At 66.2% G+C, this 21,786-nt stretch carries 20 protein-coding genes; 9 read left to right on the top strand and 11 right to left on the bottom strand.

Going from position 1 to position 21,786, the window contains the following annotated elements; all coding sequences use genetic code 11:
* The first annotated feature begins 122 nt into the window (after positions 1 to 122).
* From AC5P74_RS06600 to AC5P74_RS06590, 3 genes are read left to right on the top strand one after another with little or no spacing between them, the layout of a single operon-like run.
* On the top strand, positions 123 to 752 hold the full coding sequence (locus AC5P74_RS06600; protein ID WP_053498542.1) for a superoxide dismutase: 630 nt from the start codon (positions 123 to 125) through the stop codon (positions 750 to 752).
* Complete coding sequence (locus AC5P74_RS06595; RefSeq protein ID WP_346608037.1) at positions 749 to 1,327, top strand: flavin reductase family protein; 579 nt, start codon at positions 749 to 751, stop codon at positions 1,325 to 1,327. Before AC5P74_RS06600 ends, AC5P74_RS06595 begins: the two co-directional genes overlap by 4 nt.
* Positions 1,324 to 1,659 (top strand): tetratricopeptide repeat protein, encoded by a 336-nt coding sequence (locus AC5P74_RS06590; protein ID WP_053498539.1) that lies wholly within the window; start codon positions 1,324 to 1,326, stop codon positions 1,657 to 1,659. Before AC5P74_RS06595 ends, AC5P74_RS06590 begins: the two co-directional genes overlap by 4 nt.
* A gap of 5 nt (positions 1,660 to 1,664) precedes the next feature.
* Here the strand turns inward: AC5P74_RS06590 and AC5P74_RS06585 are convergent, their stop codons facing one another.
* The gene (locus tag AC5P74_RS06585; protein ID WP_005416924.1) at positions 1,665 to 2,813 is read right to left on the bottom strand and encodes a fatty acid desaturase family protein; all 1,149 of its coding nucleotides are present in this window, start codon (positions 2,811 to 2,813) and stop codon (positions 1,665 to 1,667) included.
* Between the two features lie 11 nt (positions 2,814 to 2,824).
* Positions 2,825 to 3,895 carry a ferredoxin reductase gene (locus tag AC5P74_RS06580; protein ID WP_053498537.1) on the bottom strand — a complete coding sequence of 357 codons (1,071 nt, stop codon included), beginning with the start codon at positions 3,893 to 3,895 and terminating at the stop codon, positions 2,825 to 2,827.
* Between the two features lie 92 nt (positions 3,896 to 3,987).
* Here AC5P74_RS06580 and fabR point away from each other — a divergent pair, with 92 nt between their 5' ends.
* The 3 genes from fabR to AC5P74_RS06565 all read left to right on the top strand — a co-directional run bounded on the left by fabR (position 3,988) and on the right by AC5P74_RS06565 (position 7,632).
* Entirely contained in the window at positions 3,988 to 4,644 is a 657-nt protein-coding gene (fabR, locus tag AC5P74_RS06575) for an HTH-type transcriptional repressor FabR (protein WP_005416927.1), read from the top strand.
* 278 nt (positions 4,645 to 4,922) lie between these two features.
* A complete protein-coding gene (locus AC5P74_RS06570; RefSeq protein ID WP_346608038.1) occupies positions 4,923 to 7,082 on the top strand; it encodes a TonB-dependent receptor plug domain-containing protein in 2,160 nt (719 codons plus the stop codon).
* Positions 7,072 to 7,632: a thioredoxin-like domain-containing protein gene (locus AC5P74_RS06565; protein WP_346608039.1), complete on the top strand. Its 561-nt coding sequence runs from the start codon at positions 7,072 to 7,074 to the stop codon at positions 7,630 to 7,632. The genes AC5P74_RS06570 and AC5P74_RS06565 overlap by 11 nt, the downstream gene beginning before the upstream one ends.
* Before the next feature lie 69 nt (positions 7,633 to 7,701).
* Here AC5P74_RS06565 and mntR read toward each other — a convergent pair whose 3' ends face one another.
* The gene (gene mntR, locus AC5P74_RS06560) at positions 7,702 to 8,172 is read right to left on the bottom strand and encodes a manganese-binding transcriptional regulator MntR (protein ID WP_014647435.1); all 471 of its coding nucleotides are present in this window, start codon (positions 8,170 to 8,172) and stop codon (positions 7,702 to 7,704) included.
* A 117-nt stretch (positions 8,173 to 8,289) separates the two neighbouring features.
* Here mntR and AC5P74_RS06555 point away from each other — a divergent pair, with 117 nt between their 5' ends.
* Positions 8,290 to 9,621, top strand: a complete 1,332-nt coding sequence (locus AC5P74_RS06555; RefSeq protein WP_346608040.1) for an Nramp family divalent metal transporter — start codon at positions 8,290 to 8,292, stop codon at positions 9,619 to 9,621.
* Positions 9,622 to 9,711: 90 nt separating this feature from the next.
* Here the strand turns inward: AC5P74_RS06555 and AC5P74_RS06550 are convergent, their stop codons facing one another.
* The 4 genes from AC5P74_RS06550 to AC5P74_RS06535 form a co-directional block, all read right to left on the bottom strand.
* Positions 9,712 to 10,038 (bottom strand): thioredoxin family protein, encoded by a 327-nt coding sequence (locus AC5P74_RS06550; RefSeq protein WP_005416939.1) that lies wholly within the window; start codon positions 10,036 to 10,038, stop codon positions 9,712 to 9,714.
* The gene (locus tag AC5P74_RS06545) at positions 10,010 to 10,477 is read right to left on the bottom strand and encodes a flavodoxin (protein WP_080375118.1); all 468 of its coding nucleotides are present in this window, start codon (positions 10,475 to 10,477) and stop codon (positions 10,010 to 10,012) included. The genes AC5P74_RS06550 and AC5P74_RS06545 overlap by 29 nt, the downstream gene beginning before the upstream one ends.
* 25 nt (positions 10,478 to 10,502) lie before the next feature.
* Positions 10,503 to 11,543 (bottom strand): ribonucleotide-diphosphate reductase subunit beta, encoded by a 1,041-nt coding sequence (locus AC5P74_RS06540; RefSeq protein WP_005416944.1) that lies wholly within the window; start codon positions 11,541 to 11,543, stop codon positions 10,503 to 10,505.
* A 99-nt stretch (positions 11,544 to 11,642) separates the two neighbouring features.
* Positions 11,643 to 14,006: a ribonucleoside-diphosphate reductase subunit alpha gene (locus tag AC5P74_RS06535; RefSeq protein ID WP_053500920.1), complete on the bottom strand. Its 2,364-nt coding sequence runs from the start codon at positions 14,004 to 14,006 to the stop codon at positions 11,643 to 11,645.
* A 433-nt stretch (positions 14,007 to 14,439) separates the two neighbouring features.
* Here AC5P74_RS06535 and AC5P74_RS06530 point away from each other — a divergent pair, with 433 nt between their 5' ends.
* Together AC5P74_RS06530 and AC5P74_RS06525 are read left to right on the top strand one after the other, a co-directional pair.
* A complete protein-coding gene (locus tag AC5P74_RS06530) occupies positions 14,440 to 15,417 on the top strand; it encodes a zinc-binding dehydrogenase (RefSeq protein WP_065179191.1) in 978 nt (325 codons plus the stop codon).
* A gap of 280 nt (positions 15,418 to 15,697) precedes the next feature.
* Complete coding sequence (locus AC5P74_RS06525) at positions 15,698 to 18,325, top strand: TonB-dependent receptor (protein ID WP_495204811.1); 2,628 nt, start codon at positions 15,698 to 15,700, stop codon at positions 18,323 to 18,325.
* 110 nt (positions 18,326 to 18,435) lie between these two features.
* Here the strand turns inward: AC5P74_RS06525 and betT are convergent, their stop codons facing one another.
* From betT to AC5P74_RS06505, 4 genes are all read right to left on the bottom strand, one after another.
* Positions 18,436 to 20,415, bottom strand: a complete 1,980-nt coding sequence (betT, locus tag AC5P74_RS06520; protein ID WP_053500102.1) for a choline BCCT transporter BetT — start codon at positions 20,413 to 20,415, stop codon at positions 18,436 to 18,438.
* A gap of 196 nt (positions 20,416 to 20,611) precedes the next feature.
* On the bottom strand, positions 20,612 to 20,992 hold the full coding sequence (locus AC5P74_RS06515) for a VOC family protein (protein ID WP_021204273.1): 381 nt from the start codon (positions 20,990 to 20,992) through the stop codon (positions 20,612 to 20,614).
* Positions 20,993 to 21,088: 96 nt separating this feature from the next.
* Positions 21,089 to 21,412, bottom strand: coding sequence for a DMT family transporter (locus tag AC5P74_RS06510; protein WP_069138327.1), 324 nt, complete (start codon positions 21,410 to 21,412; stop codon positions 21,089 to 21,091).
* Positions 21,412 to 21,765, bottom strand: a complete 354-nt coding sequence (locus AC5P74_RS06505) for an SMR family transporter (RefSeq protein WP_005416959.1) — start codon at positions 21,763 to 21,765, stop codon at positions 21,412 to 21,414. Before AC5P74_RS06505 ends, AC5P74_RS06510 begins: the two co-directional genes overlap by 1 nt.
* Positions 21,766 to 21,786: the final 21 nt, after the last annotated feature.

Here is a 21,786-nt window from a genome sequence, read left to right as displayed (position 1 = left end):
AGAATCAAAGCAATGAACGCGCACGCACCTCAATCCCGCCCCTTGACCTCAACCAATGTTGAGGTGCGATAACGATCTCCCCACGGCCAGCCCCTCTGGCCTTCCCCACGGAGATTGCTTCGATGTCGTACTCGCTTCCCCCGCTCCCCTACGCCTACGACGCCCTCGAGCCGCACTTCGATGCGCGCACGATGGAGATCCACCACAGCAAGCACCACCAGACCTACGTCAACAACCTCAATGCCGCCATCGAGCAGGCCGGCATCGCCGAGCAACCGGTCGAGGCGCTGATCGCCAACCTCGATGCCGTGCCCGAGGCGCAGCGTGGCGCGGTGCGCAACAACGGCGGCGGCCACGCCAACCACAGCCTGTTCTGGACCGTGCTCAGCCCCACCGGTGGTGCATCCGATGATGAACTGGCCGCCGCCATCGACCGTGACCTTGGCGGCTTCGATGCCTTCAAGGATGCCTTCAGCAAGGCCGCGCAGACCCGCTTCGGCAGTGGCTGGGCCTGGCTGACCAGCGATCGCGATGGTCGCCTGCAGGTGGAAAGCAGCGCCAACCAGGACAGCCCGCTGATGGGTGCAGCCGTGGGCTTGTCCGGCCACACCCCGATCCTCGCACTGGATGTCTGGGAACACGCCTACTACCTGCACTACCAGAACCGCCGCCCGGACTACATCGGCGCCTTCTTCAACATCATCAACTGGGCCGAGGTTGGCCGGCGCTACCACCAGGCCCGGGCCTCATGAGCGGCGAGACACTACCCTACGCCGGGCCGTGGGCCGGGGTGTTCCCCGCCCCGGCCCCGGTGCCATCGGTCGAGATGCCGCCGCGTGCCCTGCGGCGGCTGCTCGGCCATTTCCCGACCGGCGTGGCCATCGTCTGCGCGCGCGATGCACAGGGCAAGCCGGTCGGCCTGACCATCAACTCGTTCGTACCGGTCTCACTGCAGCCGCCGTTGGTGCTGTGGAACCTGGCGTTGCACGCACAGAGCCTGTCCACCTTCCAGCGTGCCACGCGCTTTGCGATCAGCGTGCTGGCGGCCGACCAGGAAGCGCTGGCCCGGCGCTTTGCCGATCAGCAGGTCCGCAACCGCTTCGACGGCCTGGCATTGCTGGATGACGACGAGGATGCCCCACCACGCATCGCCGGTGCGGTCGCCCATCTCACCTGCACCCGCCACGCGCAGTGGCCGGTGGGCGATCACCTGCTGCTGGCCGGCCGCATCATCGAAGTGCACGAGAACGGCGGCGCGCCACTGCTGTTTCATCGCGGCCGCTTCCAGCCCGGCCCGGCCGAGCTGCTGGCGGAGGTACGCGGATGAACATCGAAGCTCTGGAATGCATGCTTGCCGCAGGCAAGGACGGCGCGCTGCTGCGCTTCGGCCTGGGCAAGGGCTGGCTGGATGCCGGCAACCCGGTACGCGCGGCAACCCACCTGGGCCGTTGCGTGGTGCTTGATCCGCAGTACTCGGCGGCCTGGAAGCTGCTGGGCAAAGCCTGGCTGGCCAGTGGCCAGCCACAGGCGGCCCGTGAGGCGTGGCAGCGCGGCTTGAGCGTGGCCGGCAGCAAGGGCGACCAGCAGGCACGCAAGGAAATGCAGGTGTTCCTGCGACGCCTGGACCGCGAGCAGGCGGCCCTGGCGAAGGCGGGCTGAGTCGATCAGCCCGCGTTGGCAGATGCCGGTGCGGACATGATGTCCGGCATCGGCAGGCGGCGCGGCTTGCTCGGGAATGCGTGGCGCAGGATGCGCCAGACCACCTGGCCGAACTGGCGCGGCAGCGAGCCGTTGTTGTAGTGCTGGCCGTAGCGGCGGCAGATGTCCTTCACTTCCTTGGCGATGGCCGCATAGCGGTTGGCCGGCAGATCCGGGTAGAAATGGTGCTCGATCTGGTGGCTGAGGTTGCCCGACAGCACGTTGATCAGGAAGCCACCACTGATGTTGGACGAACCGCGCAGCTGGCGCAGGTACCAGTGGCCGCGCGACTCATTGCGCAGGCACTCCTTGGGGAAGGTTTCCGATTCGGCGGTGAAGTGCCCGCAGAAGATGATCACGTAGGTCCAGATGTTGCGCAGGCCGTTGGCGACCAGGTTGCCCAGCATCACGGTGAGGAAGAACGGACCCGCCAGCAGCGGGAAGAACACGTAGTCCTTCAGCACCTGGCGCAGCATCTTGCGCGCCACCGGCCGGGTCTGCAGCCACATCGCACGGGCACTCATGCGGCCCTTCAGCCAGCGGCCAAGGCGAAGGTCCTGCGCGGCCACACCCCACTGGAACAGCAGTGCGAAGATCGGCGCGATGATCGGCTGCAGCAGGTAGAACGGCTTCCAGCGCTGTTCGGGGAAGATGCGCAGCAGGCCATAGCCGATGTCATCGTCCATGCCACGCACATTGGTGTAGGTGTGGTGGCGGAAATTGTGGGTCTTGCGCCAGTTGTCGGCGGTGGCAACGATGTCCCACTCGTAGGTGTTGCCATTGAGCTTGGGATCACCGGTCCAGTCGAACTGGCCGTGCATCACGTTGTGGCCCAGCTCCATGTTCTCCAGGATCTTCGACAGCGCCAGCAGCAGCGTGCCGGTGATCGCGGCCGGCCACAGCAGCGGCATCCAGAACAGCGGCGAAAACGCTGCCAGGAACAGCAGGCCACGGCCACCCACGCCGAACCAGCGCACGGCGGCGGCCACGCGGCGGATGTAGCGGGTATCGGAGGCGCCGAGGCTGCCGATCACACGGTCGCGGATCGCGTCGAGTTCCTCGCCGAAGGCATGCATCTCGGCAGTACTCAGGGCACGGTCGGTGGCGCGGGTCATGGCAGGCGTCCTCAGAGATCCAGGGTCAGGTCGGTGGTCGGTGCGCTCACGCAGATCCGCACCGGCTGTGCCGATTCGGACTGCAGGTCGCCGGTGCGCAGGTGGCGGGTGGCGCCACTGACGCGGTCGCAGCTGCAGGTATTGCAGATGCCCATGCGGCAGCCATGCTTGGGCTTGATGCCATGGGCTTCGAGGCTTTCCAGCAACGAGCGGCCGCGCGGCACGCTCAGCTGGCGGCCACTGCGGGCAAGGGTCAGCGACACTTCGCCTTCGCTGCTGGCGTCACGCAACGGCGCCGGCGGAGTGAACGCTTCCGCCTGGAAACCCGCGACCTGGTGCGCCAGGCGTTCGCGCGCAGCGGCAACGAATCCATCCGGGCCACAGGCCAGCACGTGGCGCTGCGCCAACGGGGTGTCATCGCCGGCAACCTGCAGATCGTGAGTATCGATGCGTGCGGCAGGCACATCACCTTCGCGGGTGGTCAGCAGGTGCACACGCAGGTTCGGCTGGCGCGCGGCCAGCGCCTGCAGCTCATCACGGAACTGCAGCTGGGCGGCACTGCGCTCCCAGTAGAACAGGTCCACCGGCGCGGCCAGCGGGCGCTGGCAGGCGTCGCGCAGCAGGCTGCGCATCGGCGTGATGCCACTACCGGCCGCCAGCAGCAATACCGGAGCCGCGGCCGGCAACTGGAATTCTCCGAACGCAGCCTCCAGGCGGAACAGCTCACCCAGTTGTGCGTGGTTGACCAGATGCTGGCTGACCCGGCCGCCCTCGACCGCCTTGACGGTGATCGCCAGTTCGCGCGGTCCCAGCGCGGTGGGGCTGTAGCTGCGCTGCCACAGGCGTCCTTCAATCTCCACGCCGAGGGTGACGTGCTGGCCCGCGCGCATGCCGGCCCAGTGCCGGTTGGTGCGCAGGACCAGGGTCGCCGCGCCCTCGCCGGCCGGCTCGCGCCGGACCAGGCGGGCCACCGGCTCGCGCAGGGTCCACAGGGGATTGAGCTGGCCCGCCCAGAAATCGAACAGCGACGGCGAGACCCAGCGGTACGGAGAGAACAGGGATGGACGGACGACAGCGCTCATGGGCGCACTATACGGGCGCACATACACCTGTGTATACATGTGTATATTGAACCGGATTGGGTATGATTCAGCCTCGCCCCACCGGAACCGTCATGGCCGCCGCCACCGTCTTGTCGACGCCTGAAGATGCCAACAGCCCGGCCCGCCGTACGGTGAGCCGCGAAGATCTGCTGGCCGCCGCCCTGAAGCTGATCGGGCCGCACCGCAGCCTGTCCACGCTCAGCCTGCGCGAAGTGGCACGCGAGGCCGGCATCGCGCCGAACAGCTTCTACCGGCAGTTCCGCGACATGGACGAACTGGCCGTAGCGCTGATCGACGCAGCCGGCCGCTCGCTGCGCACCATCATCGGCGAGGCCCGCCAGCGCGCCACCTCCACCGCCACCAGCGTGGTGCGGGTCTCGGTGGAGACCTTCATGGAACAGCTGCGCGCCGACGACAAGCTGCTGCACGTGCTGTTGCGCGAAGGCGCGGTCGGCTCGGACGACTTCAAGCACGCAGTCGAACGCGAGCTGCATTATTTCGAGGAAGAGCTGCAGCACGACCTGGTGCGCCTGGCCGCACTGGACGGCGCGGTGCTGCACGCTCCGGAACTGGTAGCCAAGGCCATCACCCGGCTGGTGTTCGCGATGGGCGCCACCGCCATGGACCTGCCCCCGGAGAAGGATCCGGAGCTGGTCGAACAGATCTCCACGATGATCCGCATGATCATCGTCGGCGCCCGCACGCCCGCCGCATTCCGCCGCGGCTGACGATCGCGCCCTGGGGTCGGATCCCTTTCCAAAGGAAAGGGCTCTGACCCCAACCTCCCTGCCCACACGGCAACTCCATCCTCCGGACATGACCACCGGCAGGTTTGTGGTTGTTTTATGTAATGTTATAACACTCCTGTGATCTGACCGGGCCGGCGCTCCACTCGGAATTGCTGCGGCTTCGTTATATAGCACTTGCTATATTGATAAGCCACTGCTTTCATATGCATCAGCCAGGTCGCCCTCGCCGCCTTTCTTCCCCCAAGGACGACGCCCTCATGTGCTCTATCCCCCACCGCTTCCGAAGGTTGCCGCTGGCCGCCGCCATTGCCCTGATCCTGCCGCTGCCTGCACTGGCTGACACTCCGAAACCGACCGAACTGGACCGTGTGCAGGTCAAGGTCAGCACCGCCACACGCAGTGAACGCCTGCTGTCGGACGTGCCGATCCGCACGGAAGTGCTGCGCAAGGAAGACATCGCGCTGCGCGCCGCCACCGACTTCTCGCGCGCCGCCGAGCTGATCAACGGCCTGCGCGTGGAGAGCAACTGCCAGAACTGCAACACCAGCGAAGTACAGCTGCTGGGCCTGCCCGGCGCCTACAACCAGCTCCTGTTCGATGGCATCCCGCTGCTGTCCACGCTGGGCAGCGTGTACGGCCTGGAACAGATCCCGGCCGGGTTCGTCGACCGCATCGAAGTGGTCAAGGGCGGTGGCTCGGCGCTGTACGGACCGGGCGCGGTTGCCGGTGTGATCAACCTGATTCCGCCGCTGCCGGCGCGCAGCGGTGGCCATGTGCAGGCCGGCGTGGATGTGCTGGAGGGTACACCTCAGAAGAACGCCGACGTTCGACTGGACCTGGTCGCCAAGGACGCAGACGCCGGTCTGTCGGTGATTGCCCAGCGCAACTGGAACAGTGGCATCGACTACAACGGTGACGGCTACACCGAGATCACCCGCAAGAACCTCAAGGTCGGCGGGCTGCAGGCCTGGTACGCGCCCACGCCGGGCACGCGGCTGCGCCTGGACCTGCAGGTGACCGATGAAACCCGCCGCGGCGGCAATCGCCTGGACCAGCCAGAGTACCTGGCCAACATCGCCGAATCGCTGGATACGAAATACCGCCGCGGCAGTGTGTCGTGGGACCAGGAGATCACCGCTGACGTCGATTTCCGCCTGGCCTACGCCTTCGCCGACATCGACCGCGACAGCTTCTACGGCGGCCTGGGCGACGTGGTCACCGATCCCTCGGCGCCCGGCCATGACCCGTTGCAGCTTGACCGCAACCTGGCCGGCAGCGCGGCCTCGCGTTCATGGCGCCAGTACGGCCACACCCACAACCCGCTGCACTACATCGACAGCCAGTTGAACTGGCGGCTGGGCGCGCATGCACTGGCCTTCGGTGTGCAGTACAAGCACGAGGCGCTGCGCGACGACAACCGTACCGGTGACGGGCAGCGTCTTGCGGTACTGGAGGATGCGACCTTCCACAACCTGGGCGCCTTCATCCAGGACGAGTGGAGCCTGCGCGACAACGTCGACCTGGTGCTGGGCGCACGCGTGGACAAGAGCTCGGAGCTGGACAACGCGGTGTTCTCACCACGCATCGCGCTGGCCTGGCAGGCCACGCCGAACCTGAAGTGGCGCGCCGGTATCGCCACCGGCTTCCGTGCGCCGGAGATCTTCGTCGAGGATGTGCACGTCGATACGCTGGGCGGCGAACAGGTGCGCGTGCGCAACACGGACGGTCTGAAAGAGGAACGCGCGTTGACCACCCTGTTCGGCTTCGACTGGCGTTCGGACCCGGCCAATCCGGTGTGGAGCTGGGATGCCACCGCCTCCTATGCACGCATCCGCGACACCTTCGCGCTGGGCGAGATCCAGCGCGGCGATGACGGCCAGCTGAGCCAGCTGCGCTACAACGCCTCCGGCTCCAACGTGCTGGGGGCGGAAACCAACCTCGGCTGGCAACCCTCGCCGCAGTGGCGCCTGACCGCAGGTGCCTCATGGTACCGCTCGCGCTTCCGCGAGCCGCAACGCATCTTCGACGACAGTGGCGACGGTGGCGACACCGTGATCGAAAGCCGCGATTACCTGAAGACACCCCGCTGGACCGGCCTGGCGCAGCTCAGCTGGATGCCGGCCGAACCGTGGGAAACCTTCATCGCGCTGCGCCATACCGGGCCGATGTCGGTGCTGAACAACCGGTTGGGCGAGCTGCACCGCACACGCTCGTTCCTGGTCACCGATCTTGGTGCTCGCTGGCACCGACATCTGGGCGCGCAGGCGCAGCAGGAAGTGTCGGTAGCTGCGGGCGTCAAGAACGTATTCGACCAGCGCCAGAAAGATCTGGAAGTGGGCGCGCTGCGTGACAGCGACTATGTCTACGGGCCGCGCTTTGCACGTTCGTGGTACGTCAACCTGCGCTATGCGTTCTGAAGCACTGCGGACGCTGTTGCTGACCGGCGCGCTCCTGCTGGCCGTACCAGCGATGGCGGCAGACTTGCACGCGCAGGTCGCCGCCTCGTTGATGCGGCCAGAACAGCGATCACTGCGGCCCATGCAATGGTCGCCGCCGCCGAAGCTGGTGGCGCTGTACTTCGGCGCCGACTGGTGTGCACCGTGCCATGCCTTCGTACCCACGCTGCGCAGTGTGCGCGACGCGTTGCGCGAGGCCGGCGCCGATACCGAAGTGGTGTACGTCAGCCTGGATGAGAGCGAGGCTGCATTGCGGCGCTACATGCACGCGCAGGACATGCCGTGGCCGGTACTGGACCCGCGCCGCGCCGCGCGCATGCCCGCACTGCAGGCACTGGCCGGGCTGGGACCACCCAACCTGGTGCTGATCGATGCGGATGGGAAGGTGCTGGCCAACGGATGGCAGGGCCGGCGCTATGAAGGCCTGCAGCCAGTGTTGAAGGAATGGACGAAACGCGCGTGCGCGCAAGCGCAGGCCCGTTGCCCCAACGGCGCCATCCAACCACGGTAGCGCCGGGCCATGCCCGGCGAAAGCCATGAAGGTGGCGACGCGCCCGCCGGGCATGGCCCGGCGCTACCGTTACGGCGCCTCGCCCTCGGCCTTGCGCACGAATGCCTCGAACAACGCCAGCGTCTGTTCGCTGACATGGTGCTCGATGCCCTCCGCATCGCGCCGCGCGGTGTCTGCGTCCACGCCCAGCGCCAGCAGGAAACGCTCCACGGTCTGGTGCCGCTGGCGGCTGGCATGGGCCAGCGCCTCGCCTTCCGGGGTCAGGAACACGCCGCGGTACGGCCGCTGCACCACCCAACCATCACGGGCCAAGCGCCGCAGCATCTTCGCCACGGTGGGCTGGGCCACACCCAGGCGCGTGGCAATGTCGACCTGGCGGGCCTCGCCGCCGTCGGCCAGCAGGTCCGAAATCAGCTCGACATAGTCCTCCACCAGTTCCATCCGGTGCGCCTCGCGCACTTGCCGGAAGCTCTCGACCTGGCGCTCGGCCTCAATTAAGGGGGTGCTTTTCAGCGATGTCGAATCGTCGGTCTTGCCCACGCCTGCGCCTGTCCTTCCGGGGTGATCCGGTGTTGAACCTGAATTCTGGACCAGTAACGCGATAAAGACGATTGTTTCACGTTGCTATTGACTATAGCAGGAGCTATATTCGGACCCATGAACACCCTGGCGCCCCGCGACCCTTCGGCCTCCACTCCGGCCAGCCTGGGTGCGCTCAACGCCTCGGTCGCCGTGCCCGACAAAGGCCATTGGTGGTTCCGCCTGCTGGCCTTCCTTGGCCCGGGCTACATGATCTCGGTCGGATACATGGATCCAGGCAACTGGGCCACCGACCTCGCCGGCGGTTCGCGCTTCGGCTACCTGCTGCTGTCGGTCATCCTCATTTCCAACCTGATGGCGGTGATCCTGCAGGCGCTGTCGGCGCGGCTCGGCATCGCCACCGGCATGGACCTGGCGCAGGCCTGCCGCGCCCGCTACCCCAAGCCGGTGAACCTGGCGCTGTGGGCGCTGTGCGAGGCGGCGATCATCGCCTGCGACCTGGCCGAGGTGATCGGCACCGCGATCGCGCTGAAGCTGCTGTTCGACCTGCCACTGCTGTGGGGCGCGGTGATCACTGCGCTGGATACGCTGTTGGTTCTGCTGCTGATGAACCGCGGCTTCCGTGCGCTGGAAGCCTTCGTGATCGCGCTGCTGATGGTGATCTTCGCCTGCTTCGTGGTGCAGATCGCGATGGCTGCGCCGCCAGTGATGGCGGTGCTGGGCGGCTTCATTCCGCGCGCGCAGGTGGTGACCGATCCGCAAGCGCTGTACATCGCGATCGGCATCATCGGTGCCACGGTGATGCCGCACAATCTCTACCTGCATTCGTCCATCGTGCAGACCCGCGCCTACCCGCGTACCAATGAAGGCCGCCGCAGTGCGCTGCGCTGGGCGGTTACCGATAGCACTCTCGCGTTGACACTCGCATTGTTCATCAACGCCAGCATCCTGATCCTGGCGGCGGCGGTGTTCCATGCCAATGGTCGTTTCGACGTGGAAGACATCGAGCAGGCGCACCAGCTGCTGGCGCCGATGCTGGGCGTGGGCGCGGCGGCGACGTTGTTTGCGATCGCGTTGCTGGCCTCCGGCCTGAACTCGACGGTGACCGCGACGCTGGCCGGCCAGATCGTGATGGAAGGTTTCCTGCACCTGCGAATGCCGCCGTGGCTGCGACGGCTGATCACCCGCGCACTGGCGATCATTCCGGTGGTGGTGGTGATCCTGCTGTTCGGCGACCAGGGCGCGGTGAAGCTGCTGGTGCTGAGCCAGGTGGTGTTGTCAATGCAGCTGCCGTTCGCGATCATCCCGCTGGTGCGGATCGTGACCGACAAGGTGACGATGGGGGCGCTGGTGGCACCGCGCTGGCTGGGCGCGATCGCCTGGGTGATCGCGCTGGTGATCGTGGTGTTGAACGTGAAGCTGCTGGTGGATACCTTCAACGGCGCCTGATGCCGAACCACGGACCCTGCCCCGGTAGATCCACGCCATGCGTGGATGGCTTCTCGCATCGCGCGGAAAGCAGCCGAGCATGGCTCGGCTCTACAGATGCAGGGCGATCGCGGCCTCGATCTGCTGCGGCGACTGGAACCCGGCCAGGCGCGTGCGTTCGTTACCATCACGGAACAGGGACAGCGTCGGCGTCTGCCGCAGCCCCAGTTCCCTGAAGAACGCCTCACCCAGCACTTCCAGCTGCACGCGAAGCAAGGTGGTGCCCTGCCCCGCCACGCTGTTGGCCACGCGGTGCAGCGACACTTCCAGCATCCGGCACCCGGGGCACTGGTCCTTGTGGAAATCCACCAGCACCCGCGGGTGCTCAGCCAGCAGCTGCTGGAACTGCTCAGGCGTGGTGGCGTCGATGATCTGCATCGTGGTTGCTCCAGTAGTGGGCCAGGACCGCATCGGTCCAGGCGTCGATGGCTTCGGCATGACGCTCGCCATGCGGCATCTGTTCGATCTCCAGCGGCGGGTAGTCGCTGCGGAAATAGCGGATCAGCCGGTGCACGGCACCACAGTAGTACTCCTGCCCCCACTGCGTTTCGCCGGTGCCGAACACCGCCAGCTGGCGTGGCTGCTGACCGCGCTCGGCAATGCCAGCCACCCACGCCTTCATCTCCGCTGGCGTGCGCCCGGCGTTGTCGGTCCAGCAGCCCAGCAGCACCAGGTCAGCCTCGCCGGCAGCCAGCGGCGGCGCCTGCCGCAGGTCGTCGGCCTCCTGCCAGTGCACCGCATGACCTGCGGCGCGGCAGCGCTCGGCGATCTGCCGGCCGAGCTCGCGGGTGTTGCCGCTCAAGGAGGCGACCACCATCAGGATGCTCAGCGCGGTGCCGGGCTCAGAGGTCGTCGAAGCCGTTGTCGACGTTGGTCTTCTTGTAACTTGCATTGCGCATCTCGAAGAAGTCGGTCTTGGTCTCGGTGAAGTTGTCGGCGTAGGCCCTGATCCAAGGCATCACGTTGTCGGTGGTGTCGCTGTACAGGCGCTCGATGCCGAGCATGCCGGCCATCTTGTTGGCGCGGTACTTCACGTAGCGCACCATCTCGTCCACGTCGATGCCATCGATGCCATCCAGCACCTCTGACGACCACTGCGTCTCAAGTTCGATGGCATGTTCGAATGACTGGTGCACATAGGCGGTCAGCTCGTTGGTCTGCAGCTCCGGGTTCTCGCCGATGATGGCGCGGATCAGCTCACTGATGAACTTGGTATGCGCCAGCTCGTCGCGATTGATGAAGCTGATGATCTTGCCGGTACCGTTCATGCGGTTCTGCCGCACCATGTTGTAGAAGTACGCGAACCCGGAATAGAAATTGATGCCCTCCAGGATCGACGACTGGATCAACGACTTGAGCAGGGTCTCGGCGGTCTTCTCGCGCATGAAATCGTCATACGCGCCCATGATCGGGGCATTGCGCTTGATGATGGTCGGGTGGGTGCGGGCGATCTCGAAGATCCGGTTCTGGTTCGGCAGGTCGGTGATCGAGGCCAGCACGTAGCTGTAGCTCTCGTTGTGGATCACTTCCTGCTGGCCGATGATGGCTGCGTTGGCATGCGCGGCCGGGTCGGTGATGTACTCGGCCACGTTGTAGATGAAGCGCGTCTGCGGTGAATCCAGCGTGGCCAGCAGGCCGATGATTGAATCGTAGGCGTTCTTTTCGCGCCCTGACAGCTCGCCGTACTGGCGCGCATCCAGCTTCATGTCCACTTCGTCGGGAATCCAGAAGTTGGTCGACAGCTCCTTGTAGGCCCGATAGAACGACGGGTACGGGATATCGTTCCAGTTGAGGATGCCGCTGGTCTGGCCGTTGATGATGCCGGTGCTGCGGTTGGGGTGGCGTGGTTCGAGTATCTTGATGCGATCAAGGGGGGTTGCCATGGTGTTACCTGCAGGGGGTAGCGCCGGGCCATGCCCGGCGGAATGTGCGACGGCCGCGCGATGCGCTCGCCGGGCGTGGCCCGGCGCTACCGTGGATGGTCAACTGGCGCACCACTCGCATTCGCTGATGTCGATGTCGTTGGAGCGCACGTAGTAGGTGGTCTTCAGGCCTTCGCGCCAGGCGCTCAGGTGCAGCTCCAGCAGCGTGCTCGCACGGATGGTGCTGGGCACATACAGGTTGAAACTGATCGACTGGTCGACATGCCGCTGGCGGCGCGCGTTCTGGCGCACGCTGGCGAACTGGTCGACCTTGTAGGCGCCCTTCTCGTAGTACGGCCAGGTCTCCAGCGACAGGCCCGGCGCCGCCACCGGCCGCCGGAAGTCCTTCTTTTCCTCGTAGTAGAACGCGCTGTAGATCGGGTCGATCGATGCGGTGGAACCGGCAATCTGCGCGGTGCTCATGTTCGGCGCGACGGCCAGCAACCAGCCGTTGCGCAGGCCGTGCGTGGCGACCTCGCGGGCCAGGCTGTCCCAGGCCGCGCCGCTGTAGCCGCGGTCACTGAAATAGCGTCCGTTGTGCCAATCGCTGCCGGCGAACATCGGGTAGCTGCCCTTCTCCTGCGCCAGTTGCGCGCTGGCCTGGATGGTCAGGAAGTTGATGCGTTCGTAGAGATGGTCGGCCAATACTTCGGCATCCGGAGATTCCCACTGGATCGCCTGCTGCGCCAGCAGGTGGTGCCAACCGAACGTGCCCAGGCCGATGGCGCGGTACTTGCGGTTGGTGATCGTGGCCTGCGGCACCGGCAACGCATTGAGGTCGATCACGTTGTCGAGCATGCGCACCTGGATCGGGATCAGGCGCTCCAGCACATCGGTGGCCAGCAGGTCATCCGGCGCACTGATCGCCCGGCCGAGGTTGATCGAGGACAGGTTGCAGACCACGAAGTCGCCCGCACGGCGCGTGGTGACGATCTGGTCGCCGCTGACGATCTCCTGGATCATCCGCGTCGGGCTCATGTTCTGCAGGATCTCGGTGCACAGGTTGCTGGAATAGATCATGCCCGCGTGCTTGTTCGGGTTCCTGCGATTGACCTCGTCGCGGTAGAACAGGAACGGGTTGCCGGTTTCCAGCTGGCTGAGCATGATCCGCTTGAACAGGTCGATGGCCTTCACCGTGCGGCGGCTGATGCGCTCGTCCGCCACGAGTTCGGCGTAGCGGTCGCGGAAGCTGCCCGCGCCGCGCGTCTCGTCGTAGAAGTCCTGCAGGTACCAGCCCTTGGCCTGCTTCACCTCGTGCGGGTCGAACAGGTACCAGTCGGCGCGGCGTTCCACCGCTTCCATGAACAGGTCGGGTACGCACACCGAGGTGAACACATCGTGCGCGCGCAGGCGCTGGTCGCCGTTGTTCAGGCGCAGGTCCATGAAGGCTTCGATGTCGCGATGCCAGATGTCCAGGTACACCGCCACTGCGCCCTTGCGCTGGCCAAGCTGATCAACCGACACCGCCGTGTTGTTGAGCTGCTTGATCCACGGCACCACGCCGCCGGAGGAGTTGGCCACGCCACGGATCGGTGCGCCGCTGCTGCGCACGTAGCCCAGGTAGGCACCGACGCCGCCGCCGTGCTTGGACACGCGCGCGATATCGGTGTTGGAGTCATAGATGCCCTGCAGGCTGTCGTCCACCGTGTCGATGAAGCAGCTGGACAGCTGGCCGCCCACCTTGCCGGCATTGGCCAGCGTCGGCGTGGCCACGGTCATGTACAGGTTGGACAGCGCCCAGTACGCCTCGCCAACCAGCTGCATGCGGCGTTCGCGCGGCTTTTCCTCCTGCATCAGGTACAGCGCAATGGTCAGCCAGCGCTCCTGCGGCAGTTCATAGACCTCGCGGCTGCGGTCGCTGGCCAGATAGCGCGTGGCCAGCAGGTACAGGCCGTTGTAGGCGAACAGGCGGTCGCGTTCCGGATCGATCATCTCACCGGCCTGCTGCAGCTCTTCCTTCGAATAGCAGCGCAGGATGTCGTTGCTGTAGATGCCACGATCGGCGAGGCTTTCCTGCAGGCCCACGTAGGAGCCGTACTTCAGGCTGACATCGTAGAAGCGGTTGCGGCTGGCACGCTTGTACAGGCGGCGCAGGTAGATGCGCGCGGCGAACTGTTCCCACTCGGGCGCGACCAGGTCCACCCGCGATTCGGCCTCGCGGATCAACAGATCGACCAGGTCATCGGCGCTGATGCTGGGCTTGCGCTCGACCATTGCCTGCACCACGCGGCGGTAGTCGCTCACATCCAGCTGCGGGAACTCGGCATGCACGGCATCGATGCTTCGCTGCAGGCGCTCGGCGTCGAACGGCAGGCGGCGGTTGCCGGCCTCCTTGGTGATCCAGGTCGGTACGCGCTCGCCACCGGCGCGCAAGGCGTCGCCAGCGCCGGCCGGATCGGCCACGCGGAAGGTACTGTCGGTCATGGTGGTGAAACTCCAGGCTCGCACGCGCATTGGCGGTCGATGCCATGGCGGCCCTGGACGCGATACCGGCGCACGGGGCGAACGGGTGGATTGCCAGGGTGCGGGAACGTAGGTCGTCGGCATCTGCCTGCGCCTGCGGCCGGTATCCGGGCCGTGGGGGGCGACCTGCGTCCGCACGATGGCGGCCGCGTCGACACGGCAAGCCTTCAGGGGCGGGCCGCGGGACGTTTGCTGCATGTCCGGCGGCGGCGGCTGACCGGGAGTGACAGCCACAACATAGTGGGGATGACGCGCACCGTCAACACAAGATGCGGTAATCACGACATGCCGCGACGATCAGTCGCAGGATGCCGTGTTGCAGCGGCGACGCCTTGTCGACATGCCCTGCGTCCCCAGTTCGGTACAACATCCACTTTCCCCGGAACACCGCCCCATGCGCGCTGCCCAGTACTCCTCCTTCGGCAACCCGGCCGACGTCCTCGCCATTGCCGATGCCGCCCTGCCCGAGCCCGGCCCCGGCGAGGTGCGCATCCGCACCGTGCTGGCCTCGATCCACAACCACGACCTGCTGACCGTGCGTGGCCTCTACGGGTACAAGCCGACATTGCCGGCGATCGGTGGCAGTGAAGCACTGGGCGTGGTCGATGCACTCGGCGATGGCGTGGACGGCCTGCAGATCGGCCAGCGGGTAGCCGCCGCCTCGGTGCACGGCACCTGGGCCGAGGCCTTCGTCGCACCGGCACGCATGGTGATTCCGATGCCGGAGGCGATCCCGGACGAGATGGCCGCACAGTTGATCGCGATGCCGCTGAGCGCGCTGATGCTGCTGGAATTCCTGCACGTCCAAGCAGGCCAGTGGATCGTGCAGAACACCGCCAACGGCGCGGTCGGCAAGTCGCTGGCGATGCTGGCAAAGGCGCGCGGCGTGCACGTGGCCAACCTGGTGCGCAATGCCGCGGCCGTAGCGCAGTTGCAGGCGCTGGGCATCGATCATGTATTCGACACCTCGGTGGACGGCTGGAAGGATCGCGTGCGTGAGGCGACCGGCGAAGCACAGGCCGCGGCCGCAGTGGATTCCATCGGCGGCGACGCCAGTGGCGATCTGGTCGACCTGCTCGGCCACCACGGCACGCTGGTGTCGTTCGGTGTGATGAGTGGCGAACCGATGCACATTCCCGCCGGCGGCCTGATCTACAAAGAGGCCACGGTGAAGGGCTTCTGGGGCAGCAAGGTCAGCCAGGCGATGGCGGTGGAGGACAAGCGCCGGCTGGTCGGCGAGCTGCTCAAGCGCGCGGCCAGCGGCGAACTGACCTTGCCGGTGGAGCAGATCTTCGCGCTGGACGATATCGCCCAAGCGGCGAAGGCGGGCGCCGGTTCGGGCCGTAACGGCAAGGTGCTGCTGCGGCCGTGATCGTCTGACATTGCGTTCTGTAGAGCCGAGCCATGCTCGGCTGCTTTCCGGCCAGTGTGTGGAGCCGAGCGTTGGCTCGGCTCTACAGGGGCGTGCGGACCAACGGTCCGCACCCACCAAAGATCGGTCCGCACCCACCGAAGCATAGACCGCGCCGCCGAGAGCGCTTACTTTCGTTAAGAACCTGTGATGTATAACTGAATGCGCTTTCGTCATTGGAAGGCGCAGGTACCTGCATGCGGTACTGACGGCTCCTCCCCCGTTCGGCGTTGCCGCTTCCATGTACCGCACCACCCTGAACCTGCTTGCCGGCGCGATCGCGCTGGGCCTCACTGCTGGCACCGCCAGCGCCTCTGAAACCACTGATGCCGGCAAGGACAGCACCACCCTCGGCGCCGTGCTGGTGACCGGCTCCAACATCAAGCGCAGCGATACCGCCGGGCCGAACCCGGTGCAGATCGTCAGCCGCGAACAGATCGAGCAGACCGGTCGTTCAACACTCACCGACGTGCTGCGCAATCTGTCGGCCAATGCCGGCAACAGCTTCGACGAGCAGTACACGGGCAGCTTCGCCGCTGGCTCTGCCTCGATCGGCCTGCGTGGCCTGTCACCGAAGAACACGCTGGTGCTGGTCAACGGCTACCGCGTGTCCAACTTCGGCTTCGCACTCAATACCCAGGACACTTTCGTCGACCTCAACGCGTTGCCGATCAGCGCGGTCGAGCGCATCGAAGTGCTCAAGGACGGCGCCTCGGCGGTGTACGGTTCCGATGCCATCGCCGGGGTCATCAACATCATCCTGCGCAGGAACTTCCAGGGCGTGGAAGTCGGTGGCGGCTTCGGTACCGCCACCCAGGGCGGCTTGAACGAACGCAAGGCCAACCTGTTGGCCGGCTTCGGCGACCTGGAGCAGCAGGGCTGGAACGTGCTGTTCGGCTTGGACCTGCTCAAGCGCGATCGCCTCGACGCCGACCAGCGCGCCTATACCCGCAGCGGCGATTTCCGCGACAAGCCCGGCGGACGCCTGGCCGGCTGGTCCACCGCCGGTGGCAACTGGCTGTCCAACCCACGTGCACCTCAGCCGTTCGCCAACTGCCCCGAGGGCAGCCAGCTGCGCCCGTACAGCGACTTCGGCAGTACCCTGCCCGGCCAGGCCTGCGCCTTCAATGCGCAGCCGTTCAAGACCCTGCAACCCGGCGCCGAGCGCCTGCAGGCCTCGTTGAGCGCGACCTACCGCTTCAATGACAGCGTCGAGGCCTTCGCCGATGTGCTGTACAGCCACAACAAGGCCGACCAGATCTTCAGCGCGCCGCTGACCGTCGGCCCCGGCCTGCGCGCGTACAACCCGGCCACCGGCACGCTGATTGACGTGCCGGCGGTGCTGCCGGTCGGCCACCCGAACAACCCGGGCAGCACGCCGCTGCCGTTCGAGTACACCTTCTTCGATCTCGGCCCGCGCCTGAAGGACAACACGCAGGTGTTCTACCGTGCCCTGGCCGGCGTGCGCGGCAGCGGTGAACGCTGGGACTGGGAAGTCGCGGCGCTGACCTCGCAAAGTGCGCAGCGCGAGTACGTCGACAATTTCGTCAACCGCTATGCGTTCGAACAGATCCTGCGCGACGGAAGCTACAACTTCCTCAACCCGTCCGCCACGCCGGGCGCGCTGGATGCACTGCGCCTGCAGACCAAGCGCCCGGGCTGGTACAGGCTGCACTCCTTGAACGTGAAGGCCTCGACCTCGCTGTGGGAGCTGCCGGCCGGTGCGGTCGGCTTCGCCTGGGGCGCCGAGTTCCGCAAGGAGTCGCTGGATGCGCGCACCAGTGCACAGGTGCTGTCGGGCACCGAACTGCGCCCGGCGATCAACGTGGTCAACGGCGAACGCCAGGTCAGCGCCGCCTATGCCGAACTGAGCGTACCTCTGCACCGCACGCTGGAACTGCAGGTGGCCGGCCGTGGCGACCACTACGACGACTTCGGCAAGGCGTTCTCGCCGAAGGTGGCGCTGCGCTGGCAGCCACTGGACAGCCTGCTGCTGCGCGGCTCGTTCTCGCGCGGCTTCCGTGCACCGTCGCTGCCGGAAATCGCGCCGGGCCAGACCGTCAGCTACGGCTCGGTGATCGATCCGCTGGATCCGCTGCAACCCGGCGGCAGCCGTGGCGTCACCAACATCCGTACCGGCAACCCCGACCTGAAGGCCGAACGCTCGCGCAACTTCAACGTGGGTGCGGTGTGGTCTCCGGATGGTGATACCAGCATCGGCCTGGACTGGTACCGCATCGAGCAGGACAACCTGGTCAAGCCGGACAGCGCGCAGTTCATCGTCGACAACCCGACCCTGTTCCCGGGCCGCGTGCAACGTGATGCGCAGGGACGCATCCAGTTCATCTCCAACCAGTATGCCAACCAGGGCGAGTTGACCACCTCGGGGCTGGACCTGGACGCCAGCCGCACCTTCCGTACCGACGGCTGGGGCAACTTCACCGTGGCCGGCAGCTGGACCCACCTGCTGAGCTTCAAGCAGCCGCTGGTAGCTGGCCAGTCGCCGTACGAAGGCGCCGGCAACAACCGCCACGGCGCACTGCCGCGTACGCGCGGCACCACCTCATTGAACTGGGCGGTGGGCGACTGGAGCAGCACGCTGAGCCTGCAGTACGTGAGCGGCTACGACCAGCGCGTGGCGACGGCGACCAGCAATCCGGGGCTGCGTGACCGCGTCAAGCCGTATCACCAGCTGGACCTTTACGTGGCGTACGAGGGAATTCCGAATACCACGCTGTCGCTGTCGGTGCTGAACCTGACCGACAAGGATCCGCCGTTCGATCCGGCTGGCGGTTCCAACGGCTTCGACATCAGCCAGTACAACCTGCGCGGACAGTTCGTCTCGCTGGGTGCGCGCTACCGGTTCTGATAGGCCAGCTGTAGAGCCGAGACCATGCTCGGCTGCTCTTCGGCAACAGGAAGCCGAGCATGGGCTCGGCTCCACAGGGGTGTGCGGACCAACGGTCCGCACCCACCGCATCACCTGCTCAGGTGCAGGAACTGCAGGTGCCGTTCGTACTGGCTGATGATGTCGTTGATGATCTGCTTGCGGCTGTAGCCCACCAGGTCGTAGTCCTGGCTGCCTTCGAACAGATGCACCTCGGCGCGGTAGTAGCGCTGGTTGCGCAGCTGCTGCGCGGCAAACGACGGGGTCAGGTAGCCGCTCAGGATCACCCGGTACAGGAAGTCCTGCTGCTCGCCGTGGTTCACCGTCAGCTCCATGTCGCCAGCCTCGAAGCGGGTGGATACATCCCAGCCCTGCCCGCGCAGCTGCTCGGCCACCGCCTCCATCGCCGGCTTCACCGTGTCATCCATGAAGCGGTAGACCTGGTCGCGCACCGGGAAGTGCATGGCCTGGCTCAGGCGCTGGCGCCAGCCCTGATGATGGCGATCGTCTCCGATCAACGGCGAGGGCCGGTACTGCAGCGCGCGCTTGCGGTGCGACTCGTCACTGAACGCGCGGGTCAGGCCCCACATCATCAGCAGCAGGATCGCCGAGAACGGCAGCGATGCCAGCACCACCGCCGATTTCAATGCATCGATGCTGCCGGCCAGCAACAACCCTGCGGTCAGCACCGCAATCACTGTGCCCCAGAACACGCGCAGCCAGCGCGGACCATCGTCTTCGGGTGATCCACCATGCGACGACAGCGTGGACAACACCACCGCCCCCGAATCAGCGGAGGTCACGAAGAAGATGAAGCTCACCAGCACCGTCACCGCGATCACCGTGCGGCTCCACGGGTAGCCATCCAGCAGTGCGTACAACACGGTCGGTGGGTCATCCACCGCCAGCTGCGCCAGTTGCTGCTGGCCGTGGTGGAGCACCTGGTCCAATGCGCTGTTGCCGAAGATCGACAGCCAGGCCAGGGTGAAGCCGAGCGGGATCAGCAGCACCCCGAACACGAATTCGCGGATGGTGCGGCCACGTGAGATGCGCGCGATGAACAGGCCGACGAACGGTGCCCAGCCGATCCACCAGGCCCAGTAGAACACCGTCCAGCCGCCCAGCCATTCCGGTCGGCCGCCATAGGCGTACACATCGAAACTCTTGCCGACCACGCTGCCCAGGTAGTCGCCCAGGTTCTGCATCAGCGTGCTGAACAGGTACTGCGTCGGCCCGGCGAACAGCATGAACAGCACCAGCGCGATCGCCAGCAGCATGTTGATGTTGGCCATCCAGCGCACGCCTTTCTCGACGCCGGACACGGCCACGGCCACGGCCGCGCCCATCATGCTGACCACCAGGATGATCTGCACCAGGTTGGAGTGCGGAATGTCGAACAGGTGCGAGAGGCCGGCATTGAGGTGCAGCACGCCGAAGCCCATGTCGGCACCGATGCCGAATACGGTGGCGACGATGCCCAGCGCATCCACGGTGTAGCCGATCGGGCCATTGATGCGCTTGCCGATCAGCGGGTACAGCGCCGAGCGCAGGGCCAGTGGCAGGTTGTGGCGATAGGCGAAGTAGGCCATCGCCATCGCCGCCAGCGCGAACACGCCCCAGCCGTGCAGGCCCCAGTGCAGGAACAGCAGCTGCATGGCCTGGCGCGCGCCAGCCTCGCCTGCGGCCGGATCGCCCTGCGGCGGCTGCAGGTAGTGGGTCAGCGGTTCGGATACGCAGAAGAAGAACAGGGTGATGCTGATGCCTGCGGCGAACAGCATGCCGGCCCATGAGAGGTAACTGAACTCCGGCTCGTCATGGTCGGCACCCAGCTTGATGCCACCGTACTTGGACAGCGCCACGCCCACCACGAACACCAGGTACAGGGTCATGGCCAGCAGGTAGTACCAGCCGACGTTGAGGGCGGCCCAGTCCTGTGCCCTGAGCAGAAGGCGGCCCGCGCCGAGCGGGAACAGGCTGACGAACAGCGCGAACGCCACGACAACGATCGCCGCGAAGGCGAACACAGGCCGAAGGGTGCGCACCGGGGATTGTTGCGGCTCCAGTACTTCCATGGGGCGGCGTTCTCCGGTAGATCAAAGGGTTAGCCGACCGATTCTGGCTGAACCGCAGTGGACAGAGCATGAAGTTGCGGCCTGTGGTCGCAGGCCCGTCCGCTCATTCCGTGGTATCACGCGCGCGCTGCGACGCACCCTTGCTTGCGCGGGCCGCGCGCACCGCCTGCGGCGCGGCCACGCGCATCCTGTCCGATCACGACATCACATGCACCGCACACAGCTTGTTGCCATCCGGGTCACGCAGATAGGCCAGGAACACCTGCCGACCGGACATGTTGCGGACGCCGGGCGGATCTTCGATGGCGGTACCACCGTGAGCCACTCCAGCTTCCTGCCAGGCACGCACGGCCTCTGCACTGCCCAGACTGAAACCGATGGTGCCACCGTTGGCATGGCACGCTGGCTGCCCATCGATCGGCGCGGTTACACCGAACATCCGTCCATCCTTGAAGTACAGCAGCCGTCCCTTCTCGTCGAATACGCCCGCACGCGCGGCCATCGCAGCGAACAGGGCGTCGTAGAAGCGACGCGCGGCATCCATGTCGTTCGTTCCTACGGTGATGTGGCTGAACATGCGGGCACTCCATGTGGAAAACCGCAGTGTCGATGAGCGCGGGCGACTTCGCAAATCGCTGCATCATCGCCGCCCCGCTCGCGACCGGGCGTGCTGCTACTTGGCGGTGCTGAGCAGCAGTACCGCCGCCGTGACCAGGGCGATGCCGACCCAGCCGATCGGCCGCAGGCGGTTACCGAACAACAGGCGGCCGCAGGTGGCGGTGCCGATCACGCCGATCGCCCCCCACATCGCATAGGCCGTGGCCAGATCCATGTAGCGTACGGCCTGGCCCAGCAGGGCGAAGGCGATCCAGACCAGGACGATCGCACCGACGCCCCAGCGCCAACGACGGAAACCTTCCGACTTGGCCACCATCATGTTGGCGGCGACGTCGATCAGCGCCGAGCAGATCACGAAAAACAGGGCCAGGGTATTCATCAGTGCGCCTCCCCGAGGGTGACGCAGACGATGCCGGCCACGGCCAGCATCAGGCCGGCCAGCTGCTGCAGCGACAGGCTCTCGCCGAACACAGTGAGGCCGACCACGGTCAGCAGGGTCAGGCCAAGGCCTTCCCACACCGCGTAGGCCACGCCCACAGCAATGCGGCGCACCGACTGCGCCAGGAAGAAGTAGGACAGCGCCAACGCGCCGGCCATGATCAGATAGCCGCTCCAGCCGCCGTCGCGGGCGGCATGGGCCATGAACGAGGTGCCGACCACCTCGGCGATGATCGCCACGGTCAGGCAGGCCCAGGCGGCCAGCGCGCCACGGGCGGGAACAGTACGGGACATGTGAAGCTCCTTGCAGGGCGG

The sequence above is a fragment of the Stenotrophomonas sp. YJH_SMC_94-11 genome (genome assembly GCF_059370435.1).
This window is presented reverse-complemented; position numbering and strand designations above follow the sequence as displayed.

Coding starts and splice junctions, on each gene's coding strand:
- AC5P74_RS06600 (WP_053498542.1), top strand. CDS start 123: ATGTCGTACTCGCTTCCCCCGCTCCCCTACGCCTACGACGCCCTCGAG.
- AC5P74_RS06595 (WP_346608037.1), top strand. CDS start 749: ATGAGCGGCGAGACACTACCCTACGCCGGGCCGTGGGCCGGGGTGTTC.
- AC5P74_RS06590 (WP_053498539.1), top strand. CDS start 1,324: ATGAACATCGAAGCTCTGGAATGCATGCTTGCCGCAGGCAAGGACGGC.
- AC5P74_RS06585 (WP_005416924.1), bottom strand. CDS start 2,813: ATGACCCGCGCCACCGACCGTGCCCTGAGTACTGCCGAGATGCATGCC.
- AC5P74_RS06580 (WP_053498537.1), bottom strand. CDS start 3,895: ATGAGCGCTGTCGTCCGTCCATCCCTGTTCTCTCCGTACCGCTGGGTC.
- fabR (WP_005416927.1), top strand. CDS start 3,988: ATGGCCGCCGCCACCGTCTTGTCGACGCCTGAAGATGCCAACAGCCCG.
- AC5P74_RS06570 (WP_346608038.1), top strand. CDS start 4,923: ATGTGCTCTATCCCCCACCGCTTCCGAAGGTTGCCGCTGGCCGCCGCC.
- AC5P74_RS06565 (WP_346608039.1), top strand. CDS start 7,072: ATGCGTTCTGAAGCACTGCGGACGCTGTTGCTGACCGGCGCGCTCCTG.
- AC5P74_RS06555 (WP_346608040.1), top strand. CDS start 8,290: ATGAACACCCTGGCGCCCCGCGACCCTTCGGCCTCCACTCCGGCCAGC.
- AC5P74_RS06550 (WP_005416939.1), bottom strand. CDS start 10,038: ATGCAGATCATCGACGCCACCACGCCTGAGCAGTTCCAGCAGCTGCTG.
- AC5P74_RS06545 (WP_080375118.1), bottom strand. CDS start 10,477: ATGGTGGTCGCCTCCTTGAGCGGCAACACCCGCGAGCTCGGCCGGCAG.
- AC5P74_RS06540 (WP_005416944.1), bottom strand. CDS start 11,543: ATGGCAACCCCCCTTGATCGCATCAAGATACTCGAACCACGCCACCCC.
- AC5P74_RS06535 (WP_053500920.1), bottom strand. CDS start 14,006: ATGACCGACAGTACCTTCCGCGTGGCCGATCCGGCCGGCGCTGGCGAC.
- AC5P74_RS06530 (WP_065179191.1), top strand. CDS start 14,440: ATGCGCGCTGCCCAGTACTCCTCCTTCGGCAACCCGGCCGACGTCCTC.
- AC5P74_RS06525 (WP_495204811.1), top strand. CDS start 15,698: ATGTACCGCACCACCCTGAACCTGCTTGCCGGCGCGATCGCGCTGGGC.
- betT (WP_053500102.1), bottom strand. CDS start 20,415: ATGGAAGTACTGGAGCCGCAACAATCCCCGGTGCGCACCCTTCGGCCT.
- AC5P74_RS06515 (WP_021204273.1), bottom strand. CDS start 20,992: ATGTTCAGCCACATCACCGTAGGAACGAACGACATGGATGCCGCGCGT.
- AC5P74_RS06510 (WP_069138327.1), bottom strand. CDS start 21,412: ATGAATACCCTGGCCCTGTTTTTCGTGATCTGCTCGGCGCTGATCGAC.
- AC5P74_RS06505 (WP_005416959.1), bottom strand. CDS start 21,765: ATGTCCCGTACTGTTCCCGCCCGTGGCGCGCTGGCCGCCTGGGCCTGC.